This window comes from Buttiauxella noackiae (assembly GCF_000737905.1).
Lineage (GTDB): Bacteria > Pseudomonadota > Gammaproteobacteria > Enterobacterales > Enterobacteriaceae > Buttiauxella > Buttiauxella noackiae.
On record NZ_JPRU01000004.1, the window covers coordinates 110,817 to 133,704 of the forward strand.

Consider the following 22,888-nt stretch of genomic DNA (forward strand, 5'->3'; position numbering starts at 1 on the left):
AATAAGGCGCACGGCCTGATTCTCCTCATCTCAACTCAAGTCGAAAGAGGAAATCTCTCAAAGTTATTGGTACTTTTTGGTACGCCGCGTAGGCAGCGCATCTGCTGGCGAGTCCGGCCAGACGTGTTTTGGATAACGTCCTTTCATCTCTTTTTGCACTTCCCGATAGGCACCATTCCAGAAAGCGGTTAAATCACGCGTTATCTGCAAAGGGCGTTGTGCCGGAGAGAGCAACTCCAGAACCAGTGGCACACGGCCTTCGGCAATCACCGGAGTTTGAGCTTCACCAAACATTTCTTGCATACGAACAGCAAGAACTGGCGGGTTTTCATCATCATAGCGAATGACTATCTGGCTTCCAGTCGGCACAGTGTAATGAGTTGGCAGCGCACTATCCAGACGTACTCGCGCGTTCCAGTCGATCAGGTTCTGTAACGCCCATGTGACATCAATGTTTTTTAACGCCCGCCACGAGTGTACACCATGCAGTTCAGGTAATAACCAGCGGTCTAAATCGCGCAGCAATGCCTCATCTGACACGTCTGGCCATTTAAGTTCTGGCAACCATTTTGCTGCACATACCAGGCGTGTTCTTAACTGCTGCGCATGTGCCGACCAGCTAAGCACCGACAGGCCTTTTTCACGAATACCATTAAGCATTGCCTGGTGGAGCTCATCTTCAGAAGGTTTCGCCAGTGGCTGGACTTTCAACACTAATTTGCCAATTTGGGTGCGACGAAACGCTTTTAAAGTCCCTTGCGTTTCATCCCACTCCACGGTGTCACTTTCGGTCAGCAACGCCGGGCACTGTAGCGTTAGCGACTCAATGTCCAGCGGGATAGCCTGCAGGATACGTGCATCAGGTGTATTGCTACCCTGCAATAATAGCGGTGCTAACAACCATTCGTAGCGCGTAAGCGGATCATCCTGGTTAAGCATCGCGCCCATGCCGTTAGCTAACTGGTAGCGACCATCCTGACCACGACGGCGGGCAATCCTGTCAGGAAAAGATTGTGCCATCAATGATGCAGCAAGATTAAAATCCACCTCTCCACCATGGCTGTTAAGACGCTTAAGAAGCTGAGAACTCCGCTGCTGCCAATTGTCCTGACGTCTGCTAAATGCGTTACGCAAATCGCAGTCCTGGCCGCGTGGTGGCTCTTCAAGAATCGCGACAAGCCGCGATGCCGTCGCCTGTTGGTCAGCATCTTTAGCGTTAACCAACATCGCGGCCAGGCGCGGTTCGTTACCCAGATTCGCCATTTTCTGGCCTACGGGCGTGAGTTTATTTTGTTCATCCAGGGCATTGAGCTGGCGCAATAAGGTTCGCGCAGCCGCTAAATTGACGACGGGCGGTGCATCAAGCCAGGTCAACTGACCCGGTTCCTGGCAACCCCATTGCATTAAATCAAGCAGCAAACCAGAGAGGTCGCTTTGCAGGATTTCCGGTTCACTTTGCAAGCTCGCGCGTTCTGCCTGCTCGGCACTGGTTAAGTGCAGACAAATACCCGGCTCCAGACGCCCCGCTCGCCCGGCGCGTTGAATCATCGAAGCCTGGCTAATTCGCTGTGTGATAAGCCTTGTGAGCCCAGTACGAACATCAAAGCGTGCGACGCGTTCCTGCGCGCAATCCACCACCAGGCGAATGCCTTCAATCGTCAGGCTGGTTTCGGCAATATTGGTCGCCAGCACCACTTTACGCGAACCGTTTGCTGCCGGAAGAATCGCTTTGCGCTGTTCGCTTAAAGGCAGTGCACCATATAGCGGGCAAAGCTGGACATCACTTGTGACGCGATCTTGTAACTGTTGCAGAACACGCTGAATTTCACTGACACCCGGTAAAAACAGCAGCAGCGAACCCGACTCTTCTCGCAGCAAATTGGCTACGGCAATGGCAACCGCTTCATCAAAGCGTTGATGGGTAGAAAGCGGGTTGTAGCGGCGTTCAACAGGAAATGCTCGCCCTTCAGAGCTGATTACAGGTGCCAGCGGTAAACATTGCTGAAGGCGCGCATTATCAAGCGTTGCAGACATAACCAGTAATTTGAGATCGTCGCGTAGCCCCTGCTGCACATCAAGCAACAATGCCAGCGCCAGATCGGCTTGCAGGCTACGTTCATGGAATTCATCGAGGATCACCAACGCAACACCTGAAAGCTCAGGATCGTGCTGAATCATGCGCGTCAAAATACCTTCGGTTACCACTTCAAGCTGCGTATTTGGCCCAACACAGGTTTCAGCACGCATTCGGTAACCAACTGTTTCACCGGGTTTTTCACCGAGTAATTCTGCGAGGCGCTGCGCAACGTTTCGTGCCGCCAGGCGACGTGGTTCCAGCAGTAGAATGCGACCGCCTAGGTTTGCCTGCCGTAAAATTTGCAACGGAAGCCAGGTCGATTTACCCGCCCCCGTTGGGGCGCTCAGTAAAACCTGTGGCGCATTTTGCAAGGCGTTAAGAATATCGGGTAGCACTGCGGCAACCGGTAATGACGGCACAAAGGGCTCCAAACGGGTATGATGCGAAGTTCGCTATTGTAGCATCAAGCCAATTCATAACGAGAGACCACTATGGCTGAAACTCGCCGTCTGTTTTTTGCCCTCGAATTGCCAGCCGAGGTACAAAAACAGATTATCCAGTGGCGCGCCACTCAGTTTCCTGAAGATTCCGGGCGTCCGGTCGCTGCTGCCAACTTGCATCTGACTCTCGCCTTTTTAGGCGATATCAGTATTGAAAAGCAAAAAGCACTCAGCGTGCTCGCCGGGAGGATCCGCCAAAGCGGTTTTACCCTGACAATTGATGATGCAGGGCAGTGGTTGCGATCAAACGTGGTGTGGATTGGCCCCCGACATGCACCTCTGGGGCTGATTCAGTTAGCAAATATGTTGCGTGCCCAGGCAGCTCGTAGCGGCTGCTACCAAAGCCCGCAGCCATTTCACCCACATATCACGCTTTATCGGAACACATCGCGTGCGGTTGCCATCCCGCCACCTGGTTTTCGCTGGCAATACAAAGTTGAAGACTTCGTATTGTATGAATCAATTTTCAAGCAAGGGCGAACGCGTTACCTGGAGCTACAGCGCTGGTCATTAAGCAATAAGGAAGAGTAAATGGAGTTTAGTCCCCCACTACAACAAGCCACACTCATCAAACGCTATAAACGCTTTCTGGCTGATGTGGTCACTCCGTCTGGTGAAGAGTTAACGCTCCATTGCCCAAACACCGGCGCAATGACCGGATGTGCAACCCCTGGCGATACAGTGTGGTATTCCACATCAGATAGCCCGACTCGAAAATATCCCCACACCTGGGAAATAACCCAGACACAAAACGACGAATTTATTTGCGTTAATACGCTGCGTGCGAACACGGTAGTGAAAGAAGCATTAGCGTCAGAAACCATTGCGGAAATAATGGGTTACACCACCATTAAAAGTGAAGTCAAATACGGAGCTGAGCGCAGCCGCATTGATTTTATGTTGCAGGCAGATTGCAAGGTTAACTGCTATATTGAAGTAAAATCAGTGACGTTATCACAACAAGGTTGTGGATATTTCCCGGACGCAGTAAGCCTGCGAGGACAAAAGCATCTGCGGGAATTGATGAGCGTGGTTTTGCAAGGTGAGCGAGCGGTGCTGTTGTTTGCGGTACTACATTCTTCCATCACTCAAGTTTCCCCGGCTCGCCACATTGATGCGAAGTACGCTGAACTGTTATACGAAGCGCAGCAGTGCGGTGTTGAGATTATTGCTTATAAGGCTGAACTTTCTGCCCGTGGGCTTACTCTAATTTCGCCGTTGCCTGTTTGTTTAATTTAAGAGTACCCACAATAATTCGAGTTGCATCGCGGCGGCAAGTGAATGAGCCCCGATGAACTTACTGAAGTAAGTGATTCGGGCGAGTAAGCGCCGCCAACAAAGATGCAGCCTGAAGTATAAAGGGTATTAACGTTTGTCTGTTTTGTGTGCTGGCGGTTCGCGTAAATACGCTTTTCTTCACAGGCTTGTCAAGAGAGGAATTTATATAATTGCCATCCTGAAAAGCATCTGCTATTTATAGCGGCCTGATTTTCCCCCGAACAGGGGACCGATAGTGCGTGTTAAGGAGAAACAACATGCAAGAAGGGCAAAAGCGTAAAACATCGTCCCTGAGTATCCTCGCCATCGCTGGGGTGGAGCCATATCAGGAGAAAGCGGGCGAAGAGTATATGAACGAAGCCCAGCTGTCGCACTTCAAGCTTATTCTTGAAGCCTGGCGTAGCCAACTTATGGATGAAGTTGATCGCACGGTGACGCATATGCAGGATGAAGCAGCAAACTTCCCGGATCCGGTAGACCGTGCAGCCCAGGAAGAAGAGTTCAGCCTCGAACTGCGTAACCGTGACAGGGAACGTAAACTGATCAAGAAAATCGAGAAGACACTCAAGAAAGTAGAAGACGAAGACTTCGGTTTCTGCGAGTCCTGTGGTGTTGAAATCGGCATCCGCCGTCTCGAAGCTCGCCCGACAGCTGATTTGTGCATTGACTGTAAAACGTTGGCAGAAATTCGCGAAAAACAAATGGCCGGTTAACGGCTCGCAATTTCAGATTACTCATAATGGCGGGATACTCTCCCGCCTTATTTATTTCTGGCCTACCGCAGCAAATCATGAACACACCCCACTACATTGGGCGCTTTGCCCCCTCGCCTTCGGGTGAACTCCATTTCGGCTCGTTAATTGCCGCACTCGGCAGCTACCTGCAAGCACGCTCAAAACATGGCCAATGGCTGGTGCGTATTGAGGATATTGACCCACCACGTGAAGTACCGGGCGCCGCTGCTACTATATTGCGGCAGCTGGAGCATTACGGGTTGGAGTGGGATGGCGAAGTTTTATGGCAATCCCAACGACACGAAGCCTACCGCGCAGCACTCTCATGGTTACATCAGCAAGGGTTGAGTTATTACTGCACCTGCACACGCAGCCGGATTCAGCAAATTGGCGGTTTTTACGATGGCCATTGCCGCACGTTAAACCATGGTCCTAATAATGCCGCGTTACGTTTTATGCAACATCACCCGGTATTAAGTTTTGAAGATAAACTTCATGGGACGTTAATCGCCGACGAGCAACTGGCTCGTGAAGATTTCATCATTCACCGCCGGGATGGGTTATTTGCCTATAATCTTGCTGTGGTAGTGGATGATAATTATCAAGGTGTAAGCGAAATTGTACGTGGCGCAGATTTAATTGAGCCAACGGTAAGACAAATTTCACTGTATCAACAATTTGGATGGACGGTGCCTGATTACGTACATTTGCCCTTAGTGCTTAATGAGAATGGGGCAAAGCTTTCTAAGCAGAATCACGCGCCAGCCCTACCGCAAGGCGATCCACGTCCAGTTATTCATGCAGCGCTGGCATTTTTGAATCAACCAGAAATTGCCCATTGGCAAGATTTGACGCTCAACGAGTTACTCCATCAGGCGGTGCAAACCTGGTCGCTTGAGGCTATTGAACCAGGCTCGGCGTGAATACGTCATTCTCAAATGCCACGCACTGAGCTATGATTAGCCGCTGTTTTTTTTGTCCCTATGATTGACACTGCCGAGGTGTACTATTTTTACCCGAGTCGCTAATTTTTGCCGCAAGGTGCTTAACCGCGATGACGTCGTGGTCGAGGAGAGTGAAGATCTCCCGAAAATCACGGTAATTCCGCGTGACCAGCACGCTCTGTCCCGCAAAGATATCAGTGAAAATGCCCTCAAGGTGCTCTATCGTCTGAACAAAGCAGGCTACGAGGCTTACCTCGTGGGTGGCGGTGTCCGTGACCTTTTGCTCGGCAAACAGCCGAAAGACTTTGATGTCACGACCAGTGCTACGCCGGATCAAGTGCGTAAACTGTTCCGCAACTGTCGTCTGGTGGGCCGTCGCTTCCGTCTGGCACATGTGATGTTTGGGCCGGAAATCATTGAAGTTGCTACTTTCCGTGGTCACCATGAAGAGCAGAAGTCTGATAAACAGACTTCACAGACCGGTCAAAACGGTATGTTGCTTCGTGACAACATCTTCGGTTCTATCGAAGAAGATGCACAGCGCCGCGATTTCACCATCAACAGCCTCTATTACAGCGTGGCGGATTTCTCAGTTCGCGATTATGTCGGTGGCCTGAATGATTTACGCAATGGCGTTATCCGTCTGATTGGCGATCCTGAAACGCGCTACCGTGAAGACCCTGTCCGCATGCTTCGTGCAGTGCGCTTTGCCGCCAAGCTGAATATGACGATTAGCCCGGAAACTGGCGAACCTATTCCGCGCTTAGCAACCTTGATTAATGATGTACCGCCTGCTCGTTTGTTTGAAGAGTCACTGAAACTTCTGCAAGCTGGCCACGGTTATCCAACTTACGAATTACTGCGCGAATATCAGCTGTTCCAGCCGTTATTCCCGACCATCACCCGCTACTTTACCGAGCAGGGTGACAGCCCGATGGAACGAATGATCGTTCAGGTGCTGAAGAATACCGATAACCGCATTCAGAACGATATGCGTGTTAATCCGGCCTTCTTGTTCTCGGCCATATTCTGGTATCCGCAACTTGAGATGGCCCAAAAGCTGACTCAGGAAAGCGGCCTTGCCTATATGGACGCTTTTGCACTGGCGATGAACGAAGTGCTGGATGAAGCTTGCCGTGCGCTGGCGATTCCAAAACGTATCACCACGCTTGTGCGTGATATCTGGGGCCTGCAGCTTCGCCTGTCACGCCGCCAGGGCAAACGCGCATGGAAGCTGATGGAACATCCTAAGTTCCGCGCTGCCTACGATCTGCTGGCACTGCGTGCGGAAGTGGAAAATAACCAGGAATTACTGCGCCTGACCAAATGGTGGGGTGAGTTCCAGGTTGCAGCTCCACCTGCACAGAAAGATATGCTCGATGTGTTAGGCGATGAGCCAACAGTACGCCGCCGCCATCGTCGCCCACGCAAGCGTGCACCACGTAGCGGTGGAAGTGCATGACGCTTGCGTACATCGCACTCGGCAGCAACCTGGCGTCTCCGCTTGAGCAAGTGACTCATGCGCTGGACGCCATAGCAACCATTCCGCAAAGCCGGGTGGTTGCAACCTCTTCGTACTACCGAACAAAGCCACTCGGCCCACAAGACCAACCTGATTACCTGAATGCCGCTGTTGCCCTGGAAACTGAACTGTCTCCCGAAGCATTACTAGCCCATACTCAACGTATTGAGTTGGAGCATGGTCGCGTGCGTAAAGCTGAACGCTGGGGGCCGCGCACACTTGATCTCGACATTATGCTGTTCGGTAATCTGACTGTCGCAACACCAACGCTTATCGTGCCGCATTATGATATGAAGAATCGTGCGTTTATGTTGGTTCCGCTGCTGGAAATTGCCCCCGACTGCACCTTCCCGGACGGCAAGCGCGCCGCTGAAATTTTAGATACTCTCTCCCAGGATGGGATTACGTTTTGGTAACCACGGACGTGTTCTGTTTGCTAATGTAACGATTTCACCTCTCATTCTTATTTCTCTGGGATTGCCATGAAACCAATCACCATGTCTCAGTTGCGCCAGTGGAAACAGGCTCAACGCAAATTCGCAACCATCACCTCTTATGATTTCAGCTTTGCAAAACTGTTTGCCGATGAAGGCATAGGTGTGATGCTGGTTGGCGATTCATTAGGGATGACCGTCCAGGGCCACGATTCCACTTTGCCCGTTACCGTGGAAGATATTGCCTACCACACTCGCGCGGTACGTCGTGGTGCTCCAAACTGCCTTCTGCTTGCTGACCTGCCTTTTATGGCATATGCCACGCCTGAACAGGCGTTTGCCAATTCAGCCATCGTTATGCGCGCCGGTGCTAATATGGTCAAAATCGAAGGCGGGCGCTGGTTGGTTGAAACCGTCAAAATGCTGACTGAACGAGCCGTTCCGGTTTGTGGGCATTTGGGCCTGACGCCGCAATCCGTCAATATCTTCGGCGGGTACAAAGTCCAGGGCCGTGACGAGCAAGCCGCGCAAACGCTGTTTGATGATGCAGTAGCGCTCGAAGCAGCAGGCGCGCAGTTGTTAGTGCTGGAATGTGTGCCGGTCGCGCTGGCAAAACGCATCACCGAAGCGCTAAGCATTCCAGTCATCGGTATTGGCGCGGGTAATGTCACTGATGGACAGATTCTGGTTATGCACGATGCCTTTGGTATCACCGGAGGTCATATTCCAAAATTTGCCAAAAACTTCCTTACAGGAAACGGCGACATGCGCGCCGCGGTACGCCAGTACATAGCTGAAGTTGAATCAGGCGCCTACCCAGGTGAAGAACATAGTTTCCACTGACAGGAGAAGGGTTGTGTTGATTATCGAAACGATACCGCTGTTACGCCAGCAAATCCGCCGCTGGCGCCAGGAAGGTAAACGCATCGCACTAGTGCCGACCATGGGCAACCTGCACGACGGCCATATGAAGCTGGTCGATGATGCAAAAAGCCGCGCGGATGTGGTGGTTACCACCATTTTTGTGAACCCGATGCAGTTTGACCGTCCGGATGATTTAACTCGCTATCCCCGCACCTTGCAGGAAGATTGCGAGAAACTAAACCGCCGCAAAGTGGATTTGGTATTTGCCCCTGCCCCAGCCGATATTTATCCACAAGGTCTGGACTCACAGACCTTTGTTGAAGTCCCGGGGCTTTCTACCATGCTCGAAGGCGCAAGTCGCCCAGGGCATTTCCGTGGCGTCTCTACCATTGTCAGCAAGCTCTTTAACATGGTGCAACCTGATATCGCCTGCTTCGGTGAGAAGGACTTCCAGCAGGTCGCCGTGATCCGCAAGATGGTGGCGGATATGGGCTATGACATCGAAATTATCGGTGTGCCGACGGTTCGCGCGAAAGATGGCCTGGCACTGAGCTCACGCAATGGCTATCTAACCGCAGAGCAGCGCAAAATCGCCCCTGGCCTGCATAAAGTGATGCAGTCTCTGGCGGATAAACTGCGGTCTGGTGAGCGTGATACCGAAGAAATGTTGGCTATTGCCGCCACCGAACTGAATGAAAAAGGTTTTCGTTCTGACGACCTGCAAATCCGCGATGCCGATACCTTGTTAGAGCTGAACGTTGAGAGTAAACGTGCGGTGGTATTAATGGCCGCATGGCTTGGCCAGGCGCGTTTGATTGATAATATTCAGGTTGATCTGGCGCAGTAGACAGCATTCATAAATCGGGCAATACTGCCCGCTTATATTCATAGAGCTGATGAAATCAGCTCTATTCGGACCCCGTAATTAAGGTTTAATTTTATGATACGCACCATGCTGCAAGGCAAACTTCACCGTGTCAAAGTGACGCAGGCGGATTTGCATTATGAAGGCTCCTGCGCCATCGATCAGGACTTCCTTGAGGCGGCAGGCATTCTGGAATATGAAGCCATTGATATTTATAACGTCACCAACGGTAAGCGTTTTTCAACTTACGCCATCGCTGGCGAACGTGGTTCAAAAATCATTTCGGTGAATGGTGCCGCAGCGCATTGTGCTGATGTGGGCGACATTATGATTATTGCCACTTACGTGACTATGCCAGATGAGCAGGCACGCACCTGGCAGCCGAAAGTCGCCTATTTCGATGGCGATAACGAAATGAAACGTCTTGCGAAAGCCGTACCGGTTCAGGTTGCATAACAACCTCCGTACGAATGAAAAAGACCTGCTTTGTTAAGCAGGTCTTTTTTTATCTAAGGTTTGGTCTGATTGCTAATTAGCCGTGACATCGTTTCTAGCGAGTCAGTTCTCAGTATATAAAGCCGTTTTAGCAAAAACGGATTATCCCCCGGCTTCACTTTCCCACGCACAGTCGTCACAGCCATATGGAACCCCGCATCGTTAGCAGCTGTCACCGCCTTATCGTTGTAACCGCCGAACGGATACGAAAGATATAAAACATGCGGATTAAACTGCGCAAGCGCGCGGCGCGAATGTTCAAAATCGAGCAAGATATTACGATAGGTGCGGCGTAAAAGTGTCGGCTGACGATTAGCATCAACGCGATGCAAGAAATGGGTATGCGACTGGATATCAAACACATCCTGGCTGGCCTGTAATTCCGAGATACTCATAAATTGCAGCGTTTTCGGGTTCCAGGTTTGTGGATGCGCTTTAATGCGCGAAGAAATAATAAAGGAAGTCGCTTTGAAGCCGTACTCTTTAAGAATCGGATAAGCGTAGCGGTAAACCGATTTCAGGCCATCGTCAAAGGTAATCACTACCGCCCGCGCAGGCAGATTCATACGGTTACGTACGTAGCCTTCAAGCTGATACATCGTCAGTGTTGTGTAGCCCGTATCGCGCAACCACGTCATTTGGTTGCTGAATGCGACCACCGAGGTAGTTGTTGATGTATGGCGAAAGCGAGTGTTCTCTTCATCACGCAAAATATGATGGTAGGTGAGTACCGGAATACCATTGTCCTGCTGCGCATCGAGACTGCTGACATATCCAAGACGATTGCCAATACGAATTTGATACCAGGTTTGGTTTAAGCGGTCTTTCAGACTGGCAATTATCGGGTAACGTAAATTATCGGCTAATGTACCAAACGTGGCGCTCCGGGTATCCGGTTCGTTATACACAGCAACATCACGGAAAGTGACTAAATTCTGGTTGCTCAGCGGTTTATTCAGATCACCCAGCCGGTCTTCAATTCGTTGCTTACCCACAACCGGTTCAAGATGCGCTTTATCAATAAATCCGGTGCCAAAACCAAAGTTAAATTCGTAGTAGTCTGCCGCCATTGGCACGACTGCCAGAATCTGCCCTTCCTGAACAGTGCCAACAGAGATGACTTTATCCCCCACTTGCGCCCAGATATCAGCATCTTCGGTGGTTTGCATATATTGCGCAGGGGTGTGATTGCTGCTGAGCAGACTGGCATTAGCGCTACTGCCACAAATCAGCATCAGCACGGCAAAGAAAAGGCGAGTTAGCATAACGGATTTGATAGCACTGAGTATCTCAAAGGCCCAAAGAAGGCGTCATTCTAACAAAAGCACACCCAATACCAACCTTTCAAATCAATATTGGTGGAGTAACACAAATGGCGGATTTTTTTGTTGTTGATGCCAGAGGCTGGTGATGTCATCGCCGCCCTGCTCAACAATACGGTCACGGAACTCTTCGCTGGTCAGCGTTTCTCGGTGCATACGCATCGCGAATAGCACAGGTAGCGTGACGCCAGAGATCACTTCACAATGGGAATGTTGATGGCTCATGAGTGCAGCCGTACGATATGGTGCAGCCCCGGTTTTATCGGTCAGAAAGACCACTCCCTCCCCAGAATCGCAATTGTACAATGCATCACACATCATACGGCTTAGCATATTGGTGCTAAGACCATTCCAATAATTAACCGCGCAACATTGCGGTTGCGGTCCAAAACGTCGCTCGATTGCATCCAGCATATCCTGAGCGTAATAGTCATGACCGGCAATAACCCAACCTAACATGGCGTTCTCCTTTTCGCAGAGCGCAAGTGTGCCAGAGCGAAAAATCTGCCACGTGATGCTAATCAAAACGAAGTAAGAAAACTCTGAGTAACCTCCCCTTTCGGGGAGGTTAGTGGAATTAGCTGCGCAGACCGCGGCCACGTTGAATCAGATACCAGCACAAGATATAGAAGGCGGCGATAAAGCCCACCAGCACTGTGACAGTAAACAGCAATGGTACATCGTTGATACCGAGGAAACCGTAACGGAAGCCACTGATCATATACACCACCGGGTTCAGGTGGGACAGAGCCTGCCAGAATGGTGGCAACAGCGTCAGGGAGTAGAACACGCCGCCTAAATAGGTCAGCGGAGTCAGCACGAAGGTTGGGATCAGGCTGATGTCGTCAAAGGTTTTAGCAAACACGGCATTGAGCAAACCCGCTAGCGAGAACAGGATTGCAGTCAACAACAGCGTTAGGGCGACAAACAGCCACGAGTGAACCTGGAAAGGCACGAAGAACAGCGATACCGCCGTCACCAGAATCCCAACACACAGACCGCGCGCTACGCCACCACCAACATAGCCAGCAATGATAATATGCGTCGGCACAGGTGCCACCAGCAGCTCTTCAATGTTGCGCTGGAACTTCGCACTGAAGAACGAAGAGGCCACGTTAGCGTAAGAGTTAGTGATAACCGCCATCATGATCAGGCCCGGCACGATGAACTGCATATAGGTGAAACCATGCATTGAGCCAATCTGTGAGCCAATCAAATTACCGAAAATAATAAAATACAGGGTCATGGTAATGACCGGCGGTACCAAAGTTTGGATCCAGATACGCGTGAAACGGTGGATTTCTTTCGTCCAGATACTTTTTAGCGCCACCCAATAGAGATGCATCATGCCTTTTCTCCTTTCGGGCCATTTACCAACGTGACGAACAACTCCTCAAGACGGTTAGCTTTGTTACGCATACTTAATACCTGAACCCCTTGCGAGCTTAACTGACTGAAGACACTATTTATTCCTTGCTCACGCAGCACTTCCACTTCCAGAGTGGAAGTATCCACCAGCCGATATTGGTAACCATCAAGCTTCGGTAATGGGCTTTTCGGCGCTAAATCGAGAATAAAAGTTTCTGACTTCAGTTTCGAAAGTAGTGATTTCATCGAGGTATTTTCGACTAACTCACCATTTTGAATGATGCCAATATTGCGGCACAGCATTTCTGCTTCTTCAAGGTAGTGAGTGGTCAGAATAATAGTGGTGCCTTTATCGTTCAGATCCTTCAGGAATCCCCACATTGAGCGGCGCAGCTCAATGTCGACACCGGCTGTTGGTTCATCCAGAATCAGCAACTTTGGCTCATGCATTAAGGCACGAGCAATCATCAGACGGCGTTTCATACCACCCGATAACATACGTGCACGTTCGTTGCGTTTTTCCCACAAATCGAGCTGTTTCAGGTACTTTTCGCTGCGCGCAATAGCTTCGCTTTTTTCAACGCCATAGTATCCCGCCTGATGCACAACGATTTGCTGTACGGTCTCAAATGGGTTGAAGTTAAACTCCTGCGGCACCAAACCAAGCTGGCGTTTAGCATTCACAATGTCTTTTTGCAGGTCATAACCAAACACACGTACCCGACCAGAGGTTTTATTTACCAGCGAGCTGATAATACCGATGGTAGTAGATTTCCCTGCGCCATTGGGCCCCAGCAGAGCGTAAAAGTCCCCTGCCTCAACACGAAGATCTATGCCACGCAGTGCCTGAACACCACCGGGATAGGTTTTCGTTAACTGTTCCAGTTCTAATGCAATGGTCATTATTTGCGGTTACCTTGTTCGGTACAAAAAAGTTAAGCTGTTTAAAAATTATTTCAGTTGCACAATCAGTTGCCCTATATTACCTCAACGCACTTCATCCGTTACAGGTTGTTAACCTCCATGAAAGACATTGATACCCTCATCAGTAATAACCAGGTCTGGTCAAAACTGATGGAGGACGAAGACCCAGGCTTTTTCGAACGTTTGTCTCAAGCCCAAAAGCCTCGCTTCTTATGGATTGGCTGTTCTGATAGTCGCGTACCTGCTGAACGTCTGACTGGCCTTGAGCCTGGCGAATTGTTCGTTCACCGTAACGTGGCAAACCTGGTAATTCATACGGATTTAAATTGCCTTTCTGTCGTGCAGTACGCGGTAGATGTCCTGGAAGTTGAACACATCATCATTTGCGGTCACTACGGATGCGGTGGTGTACAAGCGGCGGTTGAGAACCCAGATTTAGGGCTGATAAACAACTGGCTACTGCACATCCGCGATATCTGGTTCAAGCATAGTTCGCTACTGGGAGAACTCCCACCAGAGCAACGTCTGGATACGCTTTGTGAGCTCAATGTGATGGAACAGGTTTATAACCTTGGCCATTCCACCATAATGCAGTCAGCGTGGAAACGCAGTCAGAAAGTGACAGTGCACGGCTGGGCTTACGGTATTCACGATGGACGCCTGCGTGATCTGGAAGTAACGGCCACTAGCCGCGAATCTCTTGAGCAAGGCTATCGCAGCGGGATTTCGAATCTCCAGAACTCCCATCGCAGCCACAAGAATAGAACACCTTCGCAGTAATACAGATAGCAAAAAGGGCCTTAAAGGCCCTTTTTTAATGGATGTAGCCGCAGACTTATTCGTCCAGCAGAACCACTTTACCAACGTATGGCAGATGGCGATAACGCTGCGCGTAATCAATACCATAACCCACCACGAACTCGTCAGGAATGGCGAAACCAACCCACTCAACGTTCACGTCCACTTCGCGACGCTCTGGTTTATCCAGCAGCGTACAAATAGCCAGTGACTTTGGTTCACGCAGGCTAAGAATCTCACGCACTTTGCTCAGCGTATTACCGGAGTCGATAATATCTTCGACGATCAGCACGTCTTTGCCGCGGATATCCTCATCGAGATCTTTGAGGATTTTCACATCGCGGGTGGTGGACATGCCGCTGCCATAACTGGATGCGGTCATAAAATCGACTTCGTGGGGCACTTGCACTTCACGGCAGAGGTCTGCCATGAACATAAATGAGCCACGCAGCAAGCCAACCAGCACCATATCACTACCGCTATCACGATAATGTTCAGTGATCTCACGACCCAATTCAGCGATACGGGCTTTGATCTCCGCTTCGGGGATCATCACTTCAACAGTATGTTTCATAGTTATAACCATATGATTTAAAAATAAATCATTCGATGTTGGTTAGATTTAAGCCAACACAAAATATTCAGGCCAGCAGTATAACAGCAAAACCCATTCCCGTGCCCAATTGGTAAAAAAGCCATTTATGTGATGAATATCACACTTGTTAATAACTATAATGAATTGCTATCAAACTTTTAAGAGCGTGATAATTGTGAAAACAAATAACTCAGGTTCGCGAGTCATCGCAACCTTAACAGTCCTGTTTGCAGTACTAACTGGGCTGTATTTATTAATTGGCGGGATATGGTTAGTGGCAATTGGTGGGTCCTGGTACTACCCAATTGCAGGGGTGGTGATGTTAATCACCGCATGGTTACTTTGGCAACGCAAAGCTCTTGCCCTGTGGCTTTATGCTGCACTACTGCTTTGCACCGTAGCATGGGGCGTTTGGGAAGTCGGTTTCGATTTCTGGGCATTAACCCCACGTTTAGACGTCCTGTTCTTCTTCGGCGTATGGCTGCTACTGCCATTTGTTTATCGTCATCTTATTTTACCGTCTGCGGGTGCAGCTCCCGCACTGGGTGCCGTGCTTGCCATTACCGTGGTTGCACTGGCCTGGGCGGTATTTAACGATCCACAAGAAATTAATGGCACGCTAAGTGCGGATGCGCAGACGCCTGGGGCGGTAAGCTCTACCATTCCTGATGCCGACTGGCCAGCATATGGCCGTAATCAGGAAGGCCAGCGCTACTCTCCTTTAAAACAGATCAACGATAAAAACGTCGGCCAGCTTAAAGAAGCGTGGCGTTTCCAGACTGGCGATGTGAAACGCCCAACCGATCCGGGTGAAATCACTAACGAAGTCACTCCGATTAAAATCCGCGACACGCTTTACTTATGTACCGCACACCAGCAACTGTTTGCGCTGGATGCGACTACCGGTAAACAGAAGTGGAAATTCGACCCGCGTATGGATACGAACCCTTCGTTCCAGCACGTGACTTGCCGTGGTGTTTCTTACCACGAAGCAACAGCGGACAATGCAGCTCCTGATGTCGTTTCTGATTGCCCACGTCGTATCATTCTTCCTGTGAATGATGGACGCCTGTTTGCCATTAATGCCGATAACGGCAAGCTTTGCGAAAGCTTTGCTAACAAAGGCATCCTGAATCTGCAAACCAATATGCCGGTCACAACACCTGGCATGTACGAACCCACTTCACCTCCGATTATCACCGATAAAGTTATCGTGATTGCCGGTGCGGTCACCGATAACTACTCCACTCGCGAGCCGTCTGGTGTTATCCGCGGCTTTGATGTAAACAGCGGTAAATTGCTGTGGGCATTCGATCCGGGTGCTAAAGATCCCAACACCATTCCTGGTGATGAGCATCACTACACTATTAACTCACCGAACTCCTGGGCACCAGCGGCCTATGACGCGAAGTTAGATTTGGTGTACCTGCCGATGGGTGTGACCACACCAGATATTTGGGGCGGTAACCGCACGCCGGAGCAAGAGCGTTATGCCAGCAGCATCGTGGCACTAAACGCAACTACCGGGAAACTGGCCTGGTCATATCAAACGGTTCACCACGACCTGTGGGATATGGATATGCCATCACAGCCAACGCTTGCGGACATTACCGTTAAAGGCGAAACCGTTCCGGTTATCTATGCGCCTGCGAAAACCGGTAACATCTTTGTGCTCGACCGCCGTGACGGCAAACTGGTGGTTCCTGCTCCGGAAAAACCTGTTCCGCAAGGTGCAGCAAAAGGTGATTACGTGACGCCAACTCAGCCGTTCTCGGATTTGAGTTTCCGTCCGAAGAAAGACCTGAGCGGTGCGGATATGTGGGGAGCGACACTTTATGACCAAATGGTTTGTCGCATCATCTTCCATAAACTGCGTTATGAAGGCATTTTCACACCACCGTCTGAGCAAGGCACGCTTGTGTTCCCGGGTAACCTGGGGATGTTCGAGTGGGGCGGCATTTCCGTTGACCCTAACCGCCAGGTGGCGATTGCCAACCCAATGGCACTGCCGTTTGTATCTAAACTGATGCCACGTGGCCCAGGCAATCCAATGGAGCCGCCGAAAGATGCTAAAGGCTCAGGCACCGAAACCGGCATTCAGCCACAGTATGGCGTGCCGTACGGCGTGACGCTTAACCCGTTCCTCTCTCCGTTTGGCTTACCGTGTAAACAGCCTGCATGGGGCTATATCTCTGCGGTAGATTTGAAAACCAACGAAGTGGTATGGAAAAAACGTATCGGTACCGTGCGCGACAGCTCACCGCTTCCGCTGCCGTTTAAAATGGGGATGCCAATGCTGGGTGGCCCAATTTCTACCGCCGGGAATGTGCTGTTTATTGGTGCAACCGCAGATAACTACCTGCGTGCTTATAACATGAGCAATGGTGAGAAACTGTGGGAAGCGCGTTTGCCAGCCGGTGGCCAGGCAACGCCAATGACCTATGAAGCGAATGGTAAACAATACGTCGTGATTTCAGCTGGTGGTCATGGCTCGTTTGGCACGAAGATGGGCGATTATATTGTCGCTTACGCTTTGCCGGACGACGCTAAGTAAAAAACTGTCGGATGGCGTAGCGCTTATCCGACCGACGAAACTGGCGGATGAACAGACTTCTGTTCATCCGCCTTTTTTACGCCACCGTAAACCCAAGCATCATGCCTGTGTCTTCATGCTCCAGTAAATGGCAATGCGCCATATACGCCTGCTCTTTAGAAGCCGCATGATCGAACTTCACCAGCACTTCACTGCGCCCACCTTCTACTCGAACTGTATCTTTCCAGCCCTGACGATGGGCAGCTACCGGTTGGCCATTTTCACTCAGGATACGGAACTGCGTGCCGTGAATATGGAATGGGTGAAGCATCATGTCGCCCTCACCGGAAATCGTCCATTTCTCGTATTTGCCCTTTTCGGCAGCAAACGCTGGCGTGTTCATATCAAATGCTTTGCCGTTAATCTTGTTGGCATTATGGAAATCAAAACGCTGCTTGCCGTGGTTCATTGCGCCATGGTTCATCTTCCCATGATCCATCTGGCCCATATTCCCCATATTGCCATGCCCGGCCATGTTCATACCCGCCATTGCCTGCTGACCATATTTGTCCATCAGCGCCTGCATCCCCATCATATCCAGCATCGGGTCCATCATCAGTTGCAGCCAGCGTTCGGTAATGCCTTCAATATTTGGCAGAGCCGGTACGTTAACCAGTTTGTCTGGCATTTCGCCCGATGCCGCAATAATCAGTGGCTGAATGCGCACCACTGGCTGGGGTTTGTCGAAAGGCTCAACCGTCATACCCATTTGTTTGACTGGCAGCGTGACGATATCAAACGCTTTCCCATCACTCGTATCCACCAGCACTTCGAAACGCTCGCCCATCAGCATAGGGAGTTCGGTTACTTTAACTGGCTCCGCAAGTAAGCCACCATCACTGGCAATCACGTACAGCGGGCGATTATCGCTGGCCGCAATATTGAGCGAGCGCGCGTTACAACCATTGAGTAAACGCAAACGCAGCCATCCACGCGGGTTAGCATGTTGAGGATAAACCGCGCCATTGCACAATAGAGTGTCACCAAACCAGCCTACCGCGGCACTCATCATGTCTAGCTGATAATCAATTTGCCCATCGGCAGCAAAGCGTTTGTCTTGGATAATCAGCGGAACATCATCGATGCCCCACTGCTTTGGTAAGCGTAACGCACGACTTTCTTTATCATCGATTAACACCAACCCTGCGAGCCCCATCGCAACTTGATGGCCTGTTTTTCCATGCTGATGTGGGTGGAACCAACAAGTTGCAGCGCGTTGTTGCGGCGTAAATTTCACAGAGCGTTTACCACCTGCGGCAATCACGCCTTGTGGCCCACCGTCAACATCACCGGGAACTTCTAAACCATGCCAGTGAACCGTGGTTTCTTCTGCGAGGTTATTATTAATCTCAACGGTGACCTCTTCGCCCTGAGTCAGTTGCAAAGCAGGCCCTAGCAAGTTGCCGTTATAGCCCCAGGTAGTGGCAGTTTTTCCATTGAATGTGCTTTTGCCCGCTTGCACTGCTAAACGAATGCTATTCTTTGCATCAGGGGCGAGAATTCCGGGGATCGGTAATGCGGGTCTATCAGCAGCCAGTGCCGCTTTACTCCAAAGCGGTAAGGCGCTAAATGCACTAATGGCAGCAGAATATTTTAGAAAATCACGGCGATGCATATTCAATTCCTTTCTTTAGCAGGCATGTGAATGAGCATAAACCCTGCCCCAAGGGGAAGGTCAAGTTTTACCCAGCGTATGGCGCTGCGAATAAATCTCGTCGCACCTTATTTAACTGTGTTAACGTTTCGTATCTGATGAAAAGTGGTAGATGTGATGAAGATGGGAGTTAGGGCATTAATGCTGGGGTTATTGCTGGCTTTTTCCACCAGCAGCCAGGCACTTAGCGAGTCTGAAGCAGAAGATATGGCCGATCTTACTGCGGTATTTGTGTTTCTGAAAAATGATTGTGGCTACCAAAACCTGCCTAACGGACAAATTCGTCGCGCACTGGTGTTTTTTGCCCAGCAAAACCAGTGGGATTTGAGCAACTACGATACTTTCAACATGAAATCACTCGGGGAAGATAGCTACCGTGATTTGAGCGGTATTGCGATTCCTACCGCAAACAAATGTAAAGCGTTGGCCCGTGACTCGTTGAGCTTACTCGCCTACGTGAAATAGCCGGAACTTCCACAACCCAGTGCGGAAAGTGATGCCGTCCCAAAAGTCTTCCCGCAGGCTTTTGGGACACTGCTTTGAAAATAAGTTATCGGTTCTGCGCCACAAATTCCCGGTAAGCATTAATGACGAGCATAAAGTCCTCAACGCCACAGAAAGACAAACTCTCTTCGTCGTAGTAGTTCATTCCTTCTTCCATTTCATCACCTGAAATTTCCAGCTGATTGGCGCGAATCATCACTTCTTCACCATCGAGCAACACTGTGTATTCATGCCCGACACGTTGCCACTGGCGTTCACTACCTTTTACTGAATTTGCCGCTTCTTCTACTTCATCAAGCAAGCCGAGATTATCTTTCACTTCTTCGTTAAACCAATGGCCCACCACTTCATGACCCATCGACATACGCACTTTCACCAAACCGGTGACATCACGCAAAAATTCATATTCCATGGTGTTTTCCTCTACCCTGCCTGGGGAAATGCAGTACCCCTTAGCGTATAAGGTAATTATCGCAGCAAAGTCGGCGAAAAACAGCGTTCAGGCCCGCGCGGGGCAAATAAAAAGGGAGGCCTAAGCCTCCCTTGTCGCAGATTGGGGAAATGTTATACCGCAGTCTGGAAAATCACACCGTCAGCTTTCTCGGTATATTGAGAAAGCTTGTCGAAGTTCAGGTAACGATAGGTATCCACAGCGGTCTTATCAACCTGTGCCATAAAGGTCTGGTATTCGTCAGGCGTTGGCAGTTTGCCCAGCAGTGATGCCACTGCGGCCAGTTCTGCGGAAGCCAGGAATACGTTCGCACCAGTGCCTAAACGGTTAGGGAAGTTACGGGTAGACGTTGAAACCACGGTGGAACCGTCGGCCACACGCGCCTGGTTACCCATACACAGTGAACAGCCTGGGATTTCGATACGCGCACCGCTCTTACCAAATACGCTGTAGTAGCCTTCTTCAGTCAACTGAGCGGCATCCATACGCGTTGGTGGCGCAACCCATAGACGAGTAGGCAACTGGCCTTTGTGGCTATCAAGCAGTTTACCCGCCGCGCGGAAGTGGCCGATGTTGGTCATGCAAGAACCGATAAATACTTCATCGATTTTCTCGCCAGCCACATCAGACAGCAGACGCGCATCGTCCGGATCGTTTGGCGCGCACAGGATTGGCTCTTTGATATCGTTCAGATCGATTTCGATGATCTCTGCGTATTCTGCATCGGCATCGGCTTCCATCAACTGAGGATCGGCCAGCCATTTTTCCATGCCCTGAATACGGCGCTCAAGTGTACGACGATCGCCGTAACCTTCTGCGATCATCCACTTCAGCAGCACAATGTTGGAGCTCAGGTACTCTTCGATCGGCTCGCGATCCAATTTGATGGTGCAGCCAGCAGCTGAACGCTCAGCGGAAGCATCGGTCAGCTCAAATGCCTGTTCTACTTTCAGCGTTGGCAGGCCTTCGATTTCCAGGATACGGCCAGAGAAGATGTTTTTCTTACCTTTCTTCTCAACGGTCAGCAGACCCTGTTTGATCGCATACAGCGGGATGGCGTGAACCAGGTCGCGTAGGGTGATACCCGGCTGCATTTTGCCTTTGAAGCGCACCAGCACAGACTCAGGCATATCCAGTGGCATAACGCCGGTTGCCGCAGCAAACGCGACCAGACCAGAACCCGCAGGGAAGGAGATCCCGATTGGGAAACGGGTGTGGGAGTCACCACCAGTACCCACGGTATCAGGCAGCAACATACGGTTCAGCCAGGAGTGGATAACGCCATCGCCCGGACGCAGCGACACGCCGCCACGGTTCATGATGAAGTCCGGAAGCGTATGGTGAGTATTCACATCCACCGGTTTCGGATACGCGGCGGTGTGGCAGAAGGACTGCATCACCAAATCTGCCGAGAAGCCCAGACACGCCAGGTCTTTCAGTTCGTCACGGGTCATTGGACCGGTGGTGTCTTGAGAACCAACAGACGTCATTTTTGGTTCGCAGTACTGGTTCGGACGAATGCCTTCAACGCCACAGGCACGGCCAACCATTTTCTGCGCCAGAGAGAAGCCGCGAGTGCTCGCCGCAACATCTTTCGCCTGCACAAACACTTCGCTACGCGGCAGATCCAAAGCTTCGCGCGCTTTGGTTGTCAGGCCACGACCGATGATCAACGGAATACGGCCACCAGCACGAACTTCGTCCAGCAACACGTCAGTTTTCAGCTCAAAGTTTGCGATAACTTCGTTGGTTTCGTGATTACGCACTTCGCCTTTATATGGATAGATGTCGATGACATCGCCCATGTGCAGATCGTTTACGTCTACTTCAATTGGCAACGCACCGGCATCTTCCATCGTGTTGAAGAAGATTGGCGCGATTTTGCCACCGAGCACCACACCGCCGCCGCGCTTGTTCGGCACATTCGGGATGTCGTCGCCCATGAACCACAGCACGGAGTTAGTCGCAGATTTACGCGAAGAACCGGTACCTACAACATCGCCCACATAAGCCAGTGGGAAACCTTTTTTGTTCAGCGCTTCGATCTGTTTGATCGGACCAACACTGCCAGGTTGATCCGGCTCGATACCTTCACGGGCATTTTTCAGCATCGCCAACGCGTGCAGAGGGATATCCGGGCGTGACCAGGCATCTGGAGCTGGAGACAAGTCATCGGTATTCGTTTCGCCGGTGACTTTAAATACGGTAACAGTGATTTTCTCGGCCAGCTTTGGACGAGACAGGAACCATTCGGCGTCAGCCCATGATTTCAGCACTTGTTGCGCATGAACGTTACCGGCTTTTGCTTTCTCTTCCACATCGTAGAAGTTATCAAACATCAGCAGCGTGTGGGAAAGCGCTTTAGCGGCAATTGGTGCCAGCTTTTCGTTATCCAGCGCGTCAATCAGTGGATGAATGTTGTAGCCGCCTTGCATGGTGCCAAGCAGTTCTACAGCTTTCTCAGGGGAGATTAACGGGGAAGTGGCATCACCTTTAGTGATGGCAGCCAGAAAACCGGCTTTAACGTAGGCGGCTTCATCAACGCCTGGCGGAACACGATTAGTAATAAGATCTAAAAGGAATTCTTCTTCACCCGCTGGCGGGGATTTCAGCAGCTCGACCAGTGCGGCCATTTGGGATGCTTCTAAAGGTTTTGGAACAATCCCATCTGCAGCACGTTCGGCTACGTGCTTACGGTATTCTTCTAGCACGACGGTTCTCCTCGCTCTCATTGTCATTTCGGTTCCGGCTATTCTCTTCACGCTCCTGTGAGACAGCAGTTTGTAGGGTAAATGCCCGGTACCGCGACGGGCAGCATAGCAGGATTTTCAGGGAGGGTGAATGTGTTTACAAAAAAGCAACATTAAATACTTGCTGAATCGTTAAGGGCAAAACATTACTTTTCGATATGGCCTTCTGGCTTCGTTTTGGGCAGTGGCGAGGCGGCTTTTTTCCCCTGAAAATGT

General features: G+C 50.6%; 20 protein-coding genes and 1 pseudogene. 12 read left to right on the forward strand and 9 right to left on the reverse strand.

Annotated elements, in window-relative coordinates:
* Positions 1-63 precede the first annotated feature (63 nt).
* Positions 64-2,496, reverse strand: coding sequence for an ATP-dependent helicase HrpB (gene hrpB / locus IX31_RS18260; protein ID WP_034460882.1), 2,433 nt, complete (start codon positions 2,494-2,496; stop codon positions 64-66).
* A gap of 72 nt (positions 2,497-2,568) precedes the next feature.
* On the opposite strand from hrpB, the gene thpR reads away from it, so the two are divergent.
* The 9 genes and pseudogenes from thpR (at position 2,569) to panD (ending at position 9,674) form a co-directional block, all read left to right on the forward strand.
* Positions 2,569-3,108 carry an RNA 2',3'-cyclic phosphodiesterase gene (gene thpR, locus IX31_RS18265; protein WP_034460883.1) on the forward strand — a complete coding sequence of 180 codons (540 nt, stop codon included), beginning with the start codon at positions 2,569-2,571 and terminating at the stop codon, positions 3,106-3,108.
* Positions 3,109-3,816 carry a DNA/RNA nuclease SfsA gene (gene sfsA / locus IX31_RS18270; RefSeq protein WP_034460884.1) on the forward strand — a complete coding sequence of 236 codons (708 nt, stop codon included), beginning with the start codon at positions 3,109-3,111 and terminating at the stop codon, positions 3,814-3,816.
* 296 nt (positions 3,817-4,112) lie between these two features.
* Entirely contained in the window at positions 4,113-4,568 is a 456-nt protein-coding gene (gene dksA, locus IX31_RS18275) for an RNA polymerase-binding protein DksA (RefSeq protein WP_034460885.1), read from the forward strand.
* 77 nt (positions 4,569-4,645) lie between these two features.
* A pseudogene (gene gluQRS, locus IX31_RS18280) lies at positions 4,646-5,541 on the forward strand (tRNA glutamyl-Q(34) synthetase GluQRS).
* A gap of 56 nt (positions 5,542-5,597) precedes the next feature.
* Positions 5,598-6,995: a polynucleotide adenylyltransferase PcnB gene (gene pcnB / locus IX31_RS18285; RefSeq protein ID WP_206742542.1), complete on the forward strand. Its 1,398-nt coding sequence runs from the start codon at positions 5,598-5,600 to the stop codon at positions 6,993-6,995.
* Positions 6,992-7,471, forward strand: a complete 480-nt coding sequence (folK, locus tag IX31_RS18290) for a 2-amino-4-hydroxy-6-hydroxymethyldihydropteridine diphosphokinase (protein WP_034460887.1) — start codon at positions 6,992-6,994, stop codon at positions 7,469-7,471. The genes pcnB and folK overlap by 4 nt, the downstream gene beginning before the upstream one ends.
* 66 nt (positions 7,472-7,537) lie before the next feature.
* Positions 7,538-8,332: a 3-methyl-2-oxobutanoate hydroxymethyltransferase gene (gene panB, locus IX31_RS18295; protein WP_034460888.1), complete on the forward strand. Its 795-nt coding sequence runs from the start codon at positions 7,538-7,540 to the stop codon at positions 8,330-8,332.
* 13 nt (positions 8,333-8,345) lie between these two features.
* Positions 8,346-9,200, forward strand: a complete 855-nt coding sequence (gene panC, locus IX31_RS18300; protein ID WP_034460889.1) for a pantoate--beta-alanine ligase — start codon at positions 8,346-8,348, stop codon at positions 9,198-9,200.
* Between the two features lie 93 nt (positions 9,201-9,293).
* Positions 9,294-9,674: an aspartate 1-decarboxylase gene (gene panD, locus IX31_RS18305; RefSeq protein ID WP_034460890.1), complete on the forward strand. Its 381-nt coding sequence runs from the start codon at positions 9,294-9,296 to the stop codon at positions 9,672-9,674.
* Positions 9,675-9,727: 53 nt separating this feature from the next.
* Here panD and IX31_RS18310 read toward each other — a convergent pair whose 3' ends face one another.
* The 4 genes from IX31_RS18310 to IX31_RS18325 form a co-directional block, all read right to left on the reverse strand.
* Positions 9,728-10,978: a polysaccharide deacetylase family protein gene (locus tag IX31_RS18310; protein ID WP_034460892.1), complete on the reverse strand. Its 1,251-nt coding sequence runs from the start codon at positions 10,976-10,978 to the stop codon at positions 9,728-9,730.
* Between the two features lie 84 nt (positions 10,979-11,062).
* On the reverse strand, positions 11,063-11,494 hold the full coding sequence (locus tag IX31_RS18315; protein ID WP_034460894.1) for a PTS sugar transporter subunit IIA: 432 nt from the start codon (positions 11,492-11,494) through the stop codon (positions 11,063-11,065).
* 118 nt (positions 11,495-11,612) lie between these two features.
* Complete coding sequence (locus IX31_RS18320; RefSeq protein ID WP_034460895.1) at positions 11,613-12,383, reverse strand: ABC transporter permease; 771 nt, start codon at positions 12,381-12,383, stop codon at positions 11,613-11,615.
* A complete protein-coding gene (locus IX31_RS18325; protein ID WP_034460897.1) occupies positions 12,380-13,306 on the reverse strand; it encodes an ABC transporter ATP-binding protein in 927 nt (308 codons plus the stop codon). The genes IX31_RS18320 and IX31_RS18325 overlap by 4 nt, the downstream gene beginning before the upstream one ends.
* Before the next feature lie 120 nt (positions 13,307-13,426).
* Here IX31_RS18325 and can point away from each other — a divergent pair, with 120 nt between their 5' ends.
* The gene (gene can, locus IX31_RS18330; protein ID WP_034460898.1) at positions 13,427-14,107 is read left to right on the forward strand and encodes a carbonate dehydratase; all 681 of its coding nucleotides are present in this window, start codon (positions 13,427-13,429) and stop codon (positions 14,105-14,107) included.
* A gap of 55 nt (positions 14,108-14,162) precedes the next feature.
* Here can and hpt read toward each other — a convergent pair whose 3' ends face one another.
* Positions 14,163-14,699 (reverse strand): hypoxanthine phosphoribosyltransferase, encoded by a 537-nt coding sequence (hpt, locus tag IX31_RS18335; RefSeq protein WP_034460899.1) that lies wholly within the window; start codon positions 14,697-14,699, stop codon positions 14,163-14,165.
* 160 nt (positions 14,700-14,859) lie between these two features.
* On the opposite strand from hpt, the gene IX31_RS18340 reads away from it, so the two are divergent.
* Positions 14,860-17,274, forward strand: coding sequence for a glucose/quinate/shikimate family membrane-bound PQQ-dependent dehydrogenase (locus IX31_RS18340; RefSeq protein WP_422110234.1), 2,415 nt, complete (start codon positions 14,860-14,862; stop codon positions 17,272-17,274).
* A gap of 76 nt (positions 17,275-17,350) precedes the next feature.
* Here the strand turns inward: IX31_RS18340 and cueO are convergent, their stop codons facing one another.
* The gene (gene cueO / locus IX31_RS18345; protein ID WP_034460901.1) at positions 17,351-18,928 is read right to left on the reverse strand and encodes a multicopper oxidase CueO; all 1,578 of its coding nucleotides are present in this window, start codon (positions 18,926-18,928) and stop codon (positions 17,351-17,353) included.
* A gap of 156 nt (positions 18,929-19,084) precedes the next feature.
* On the opposite strand from cueO, the gene IX31_RS18350 reads away from it, so the two are divergent.
* Complete coding sequence (locus tag IX31_RS18350) at positions 19,085-19,432, forward strand: YacC family pilotin-like protein (RefSeq protein WP_034460902.1); 348 nt, start codon at positions 19,085-19,087, stop codon at positions 19,430-19,432.
* 85 nt (positions 19,433-19,517) lie between these two features.
* On the opposite strand, the gene yacL is transcribed toward IX31_RS18350, so the two are convergent.
* Both yacL and acnB read right to left on the reverse strand, forming a co-directional pair.
* Positions 19,518-19,883: a protein YacL gene (gene yacL, locus IX31_RS18355; protein WP_034460903.1), complete on the reverse strand. Its 366-nt coding sequence runs from the start codon at positions 19,881-19,883 to the stop codon at positions 19,518-19,520.
* Positions 19,884-20,035: 152 nt separating this feature from the next.
* Positions 20,036-22,633 (reverse strand): bifunctional aconitate hydratase 2/2-methylisocitrate dehydratase, encoded by a 2,598-nt coding sequence (gene acnB / locus IX31_RS18360; RefSeq protein ID WP_122974056.1) that lies wholly within the window; start codon positions 22,631-22,633, stop codon positions 20,036-20,038.
* Between the last annotated feature and the right edge of the window lie 255 nt (positions 22,634-22,888).

Excerpts from the sequence above, each read along its gene's own strand:
- thpR (WP_034460883.1), top strand. The coding sequence starts at position 2,569 with ATGGCTGAAACTCGCCGTCTGTTTTTTGCCCTCGAATTGCCAGCCGAG.
- sfsA (WP_034460884.1), top strand. The coding sequence starts at position 3,109 with ATGGAGTTTAGTCCCCCACTACAACAAGCCACACTCATCAAACGCTAT.
- dksA (WP_034460885.1), top strand. The coding sequence starts at position 4,113 with ATGCAAGAAGGGCAAAAGCGTAAAACATCGTCCCTGAGTATCCTCGCC.
- folK (WP_034460887.1), top strand. The coding sequence starts at position 6,992 with ATGACGCTTGCGTACATCGCACTCGGCAGCAACCTGGCGTCTCCGCTT.
- panB (WP_034460888.1), top strand. The coding sequence starts at position 7,538 with ATGAAACCAATCACCATGTCTCAGTTGCGCCAGTGGAAACAGGCTCAA.
- panD (WP_034460890.1), top strand. The coding sequence starts at position 9,294 with ATGATACGCACCATGCTGCAAGGCAAACTTCACCGTGTCAAAGTGACG.
- IX31_RS18310 (WP_034460892.1), bottom strand. The coding sequence starts at position 10,978 with ATGCTAACTCGCCTTTTCTTTGCCGTGCTGATGCTGATTTGTGGCAGT.
- IX31_RS18315 (WP_034460894.1), bottom strand. The coding sequence starts at position 11,494 with ATGTTAGGTTGGGTTATTGCCGGTCATGACTATTACGCTCAGGATATG.
- IX31_RS18320 (WP_034460895.1), bottom strand. The coding sequence starts at position 12,383 with ATGATGCATCTCTATTGGGTGGCGCTAAAAAGTATCTGGACGAAAGAA.
- IX31_RS18325 (WP_034460897.1), bottom strand. The coding sequence starts at position 13,306 with ATGACCATTGCATTAGAACTGGAACAGTTAACGAAAACCTATCCCGGT.
- can (WP_034460898.1), top strand. The coding sequence starts at position 13,427 with ATGAAAGACATTGATACCCTCATCAGTAATAACCAGGTCTGGTCAAAA.
- hpt (WP_034460899.1), bottom strand. The coding sequence starts at position 14,699 with ATGAAACATACTGTTGAAGTGATGATCCCCGAAGCGGAGATCAAAGCC.
- IX31_RS18340 (WP_422110234.1), top strand. The coding sequence starts at position 14,860 with ATGAATTGCTATCAAACTTTTAAGAGCGTGATAATTGTGAAAACAAAT.
- cueO (WP_034460901.1), bottom strand. The coding sequence starts at position 18,928 with ATGCATCGCCGTGATTTTCTAAAATATTCTGCTGCCATTAGTGCATTT.
- IX31_RS18350 (WP_034460902.1), top strand. The coding sequence starts at position 19,085 with ATGAAGATGGGAGTTAGGGCATTAATGCTGGGGTTATTGCTGGCTTTT.
- yacL (WP_034460903.1), bottom strand. The coding sequence starts at position 19,883 with ATGGAATATGAATTTTTGCGTGATGTCACCGGTTTGGTGAAAGTGCGT.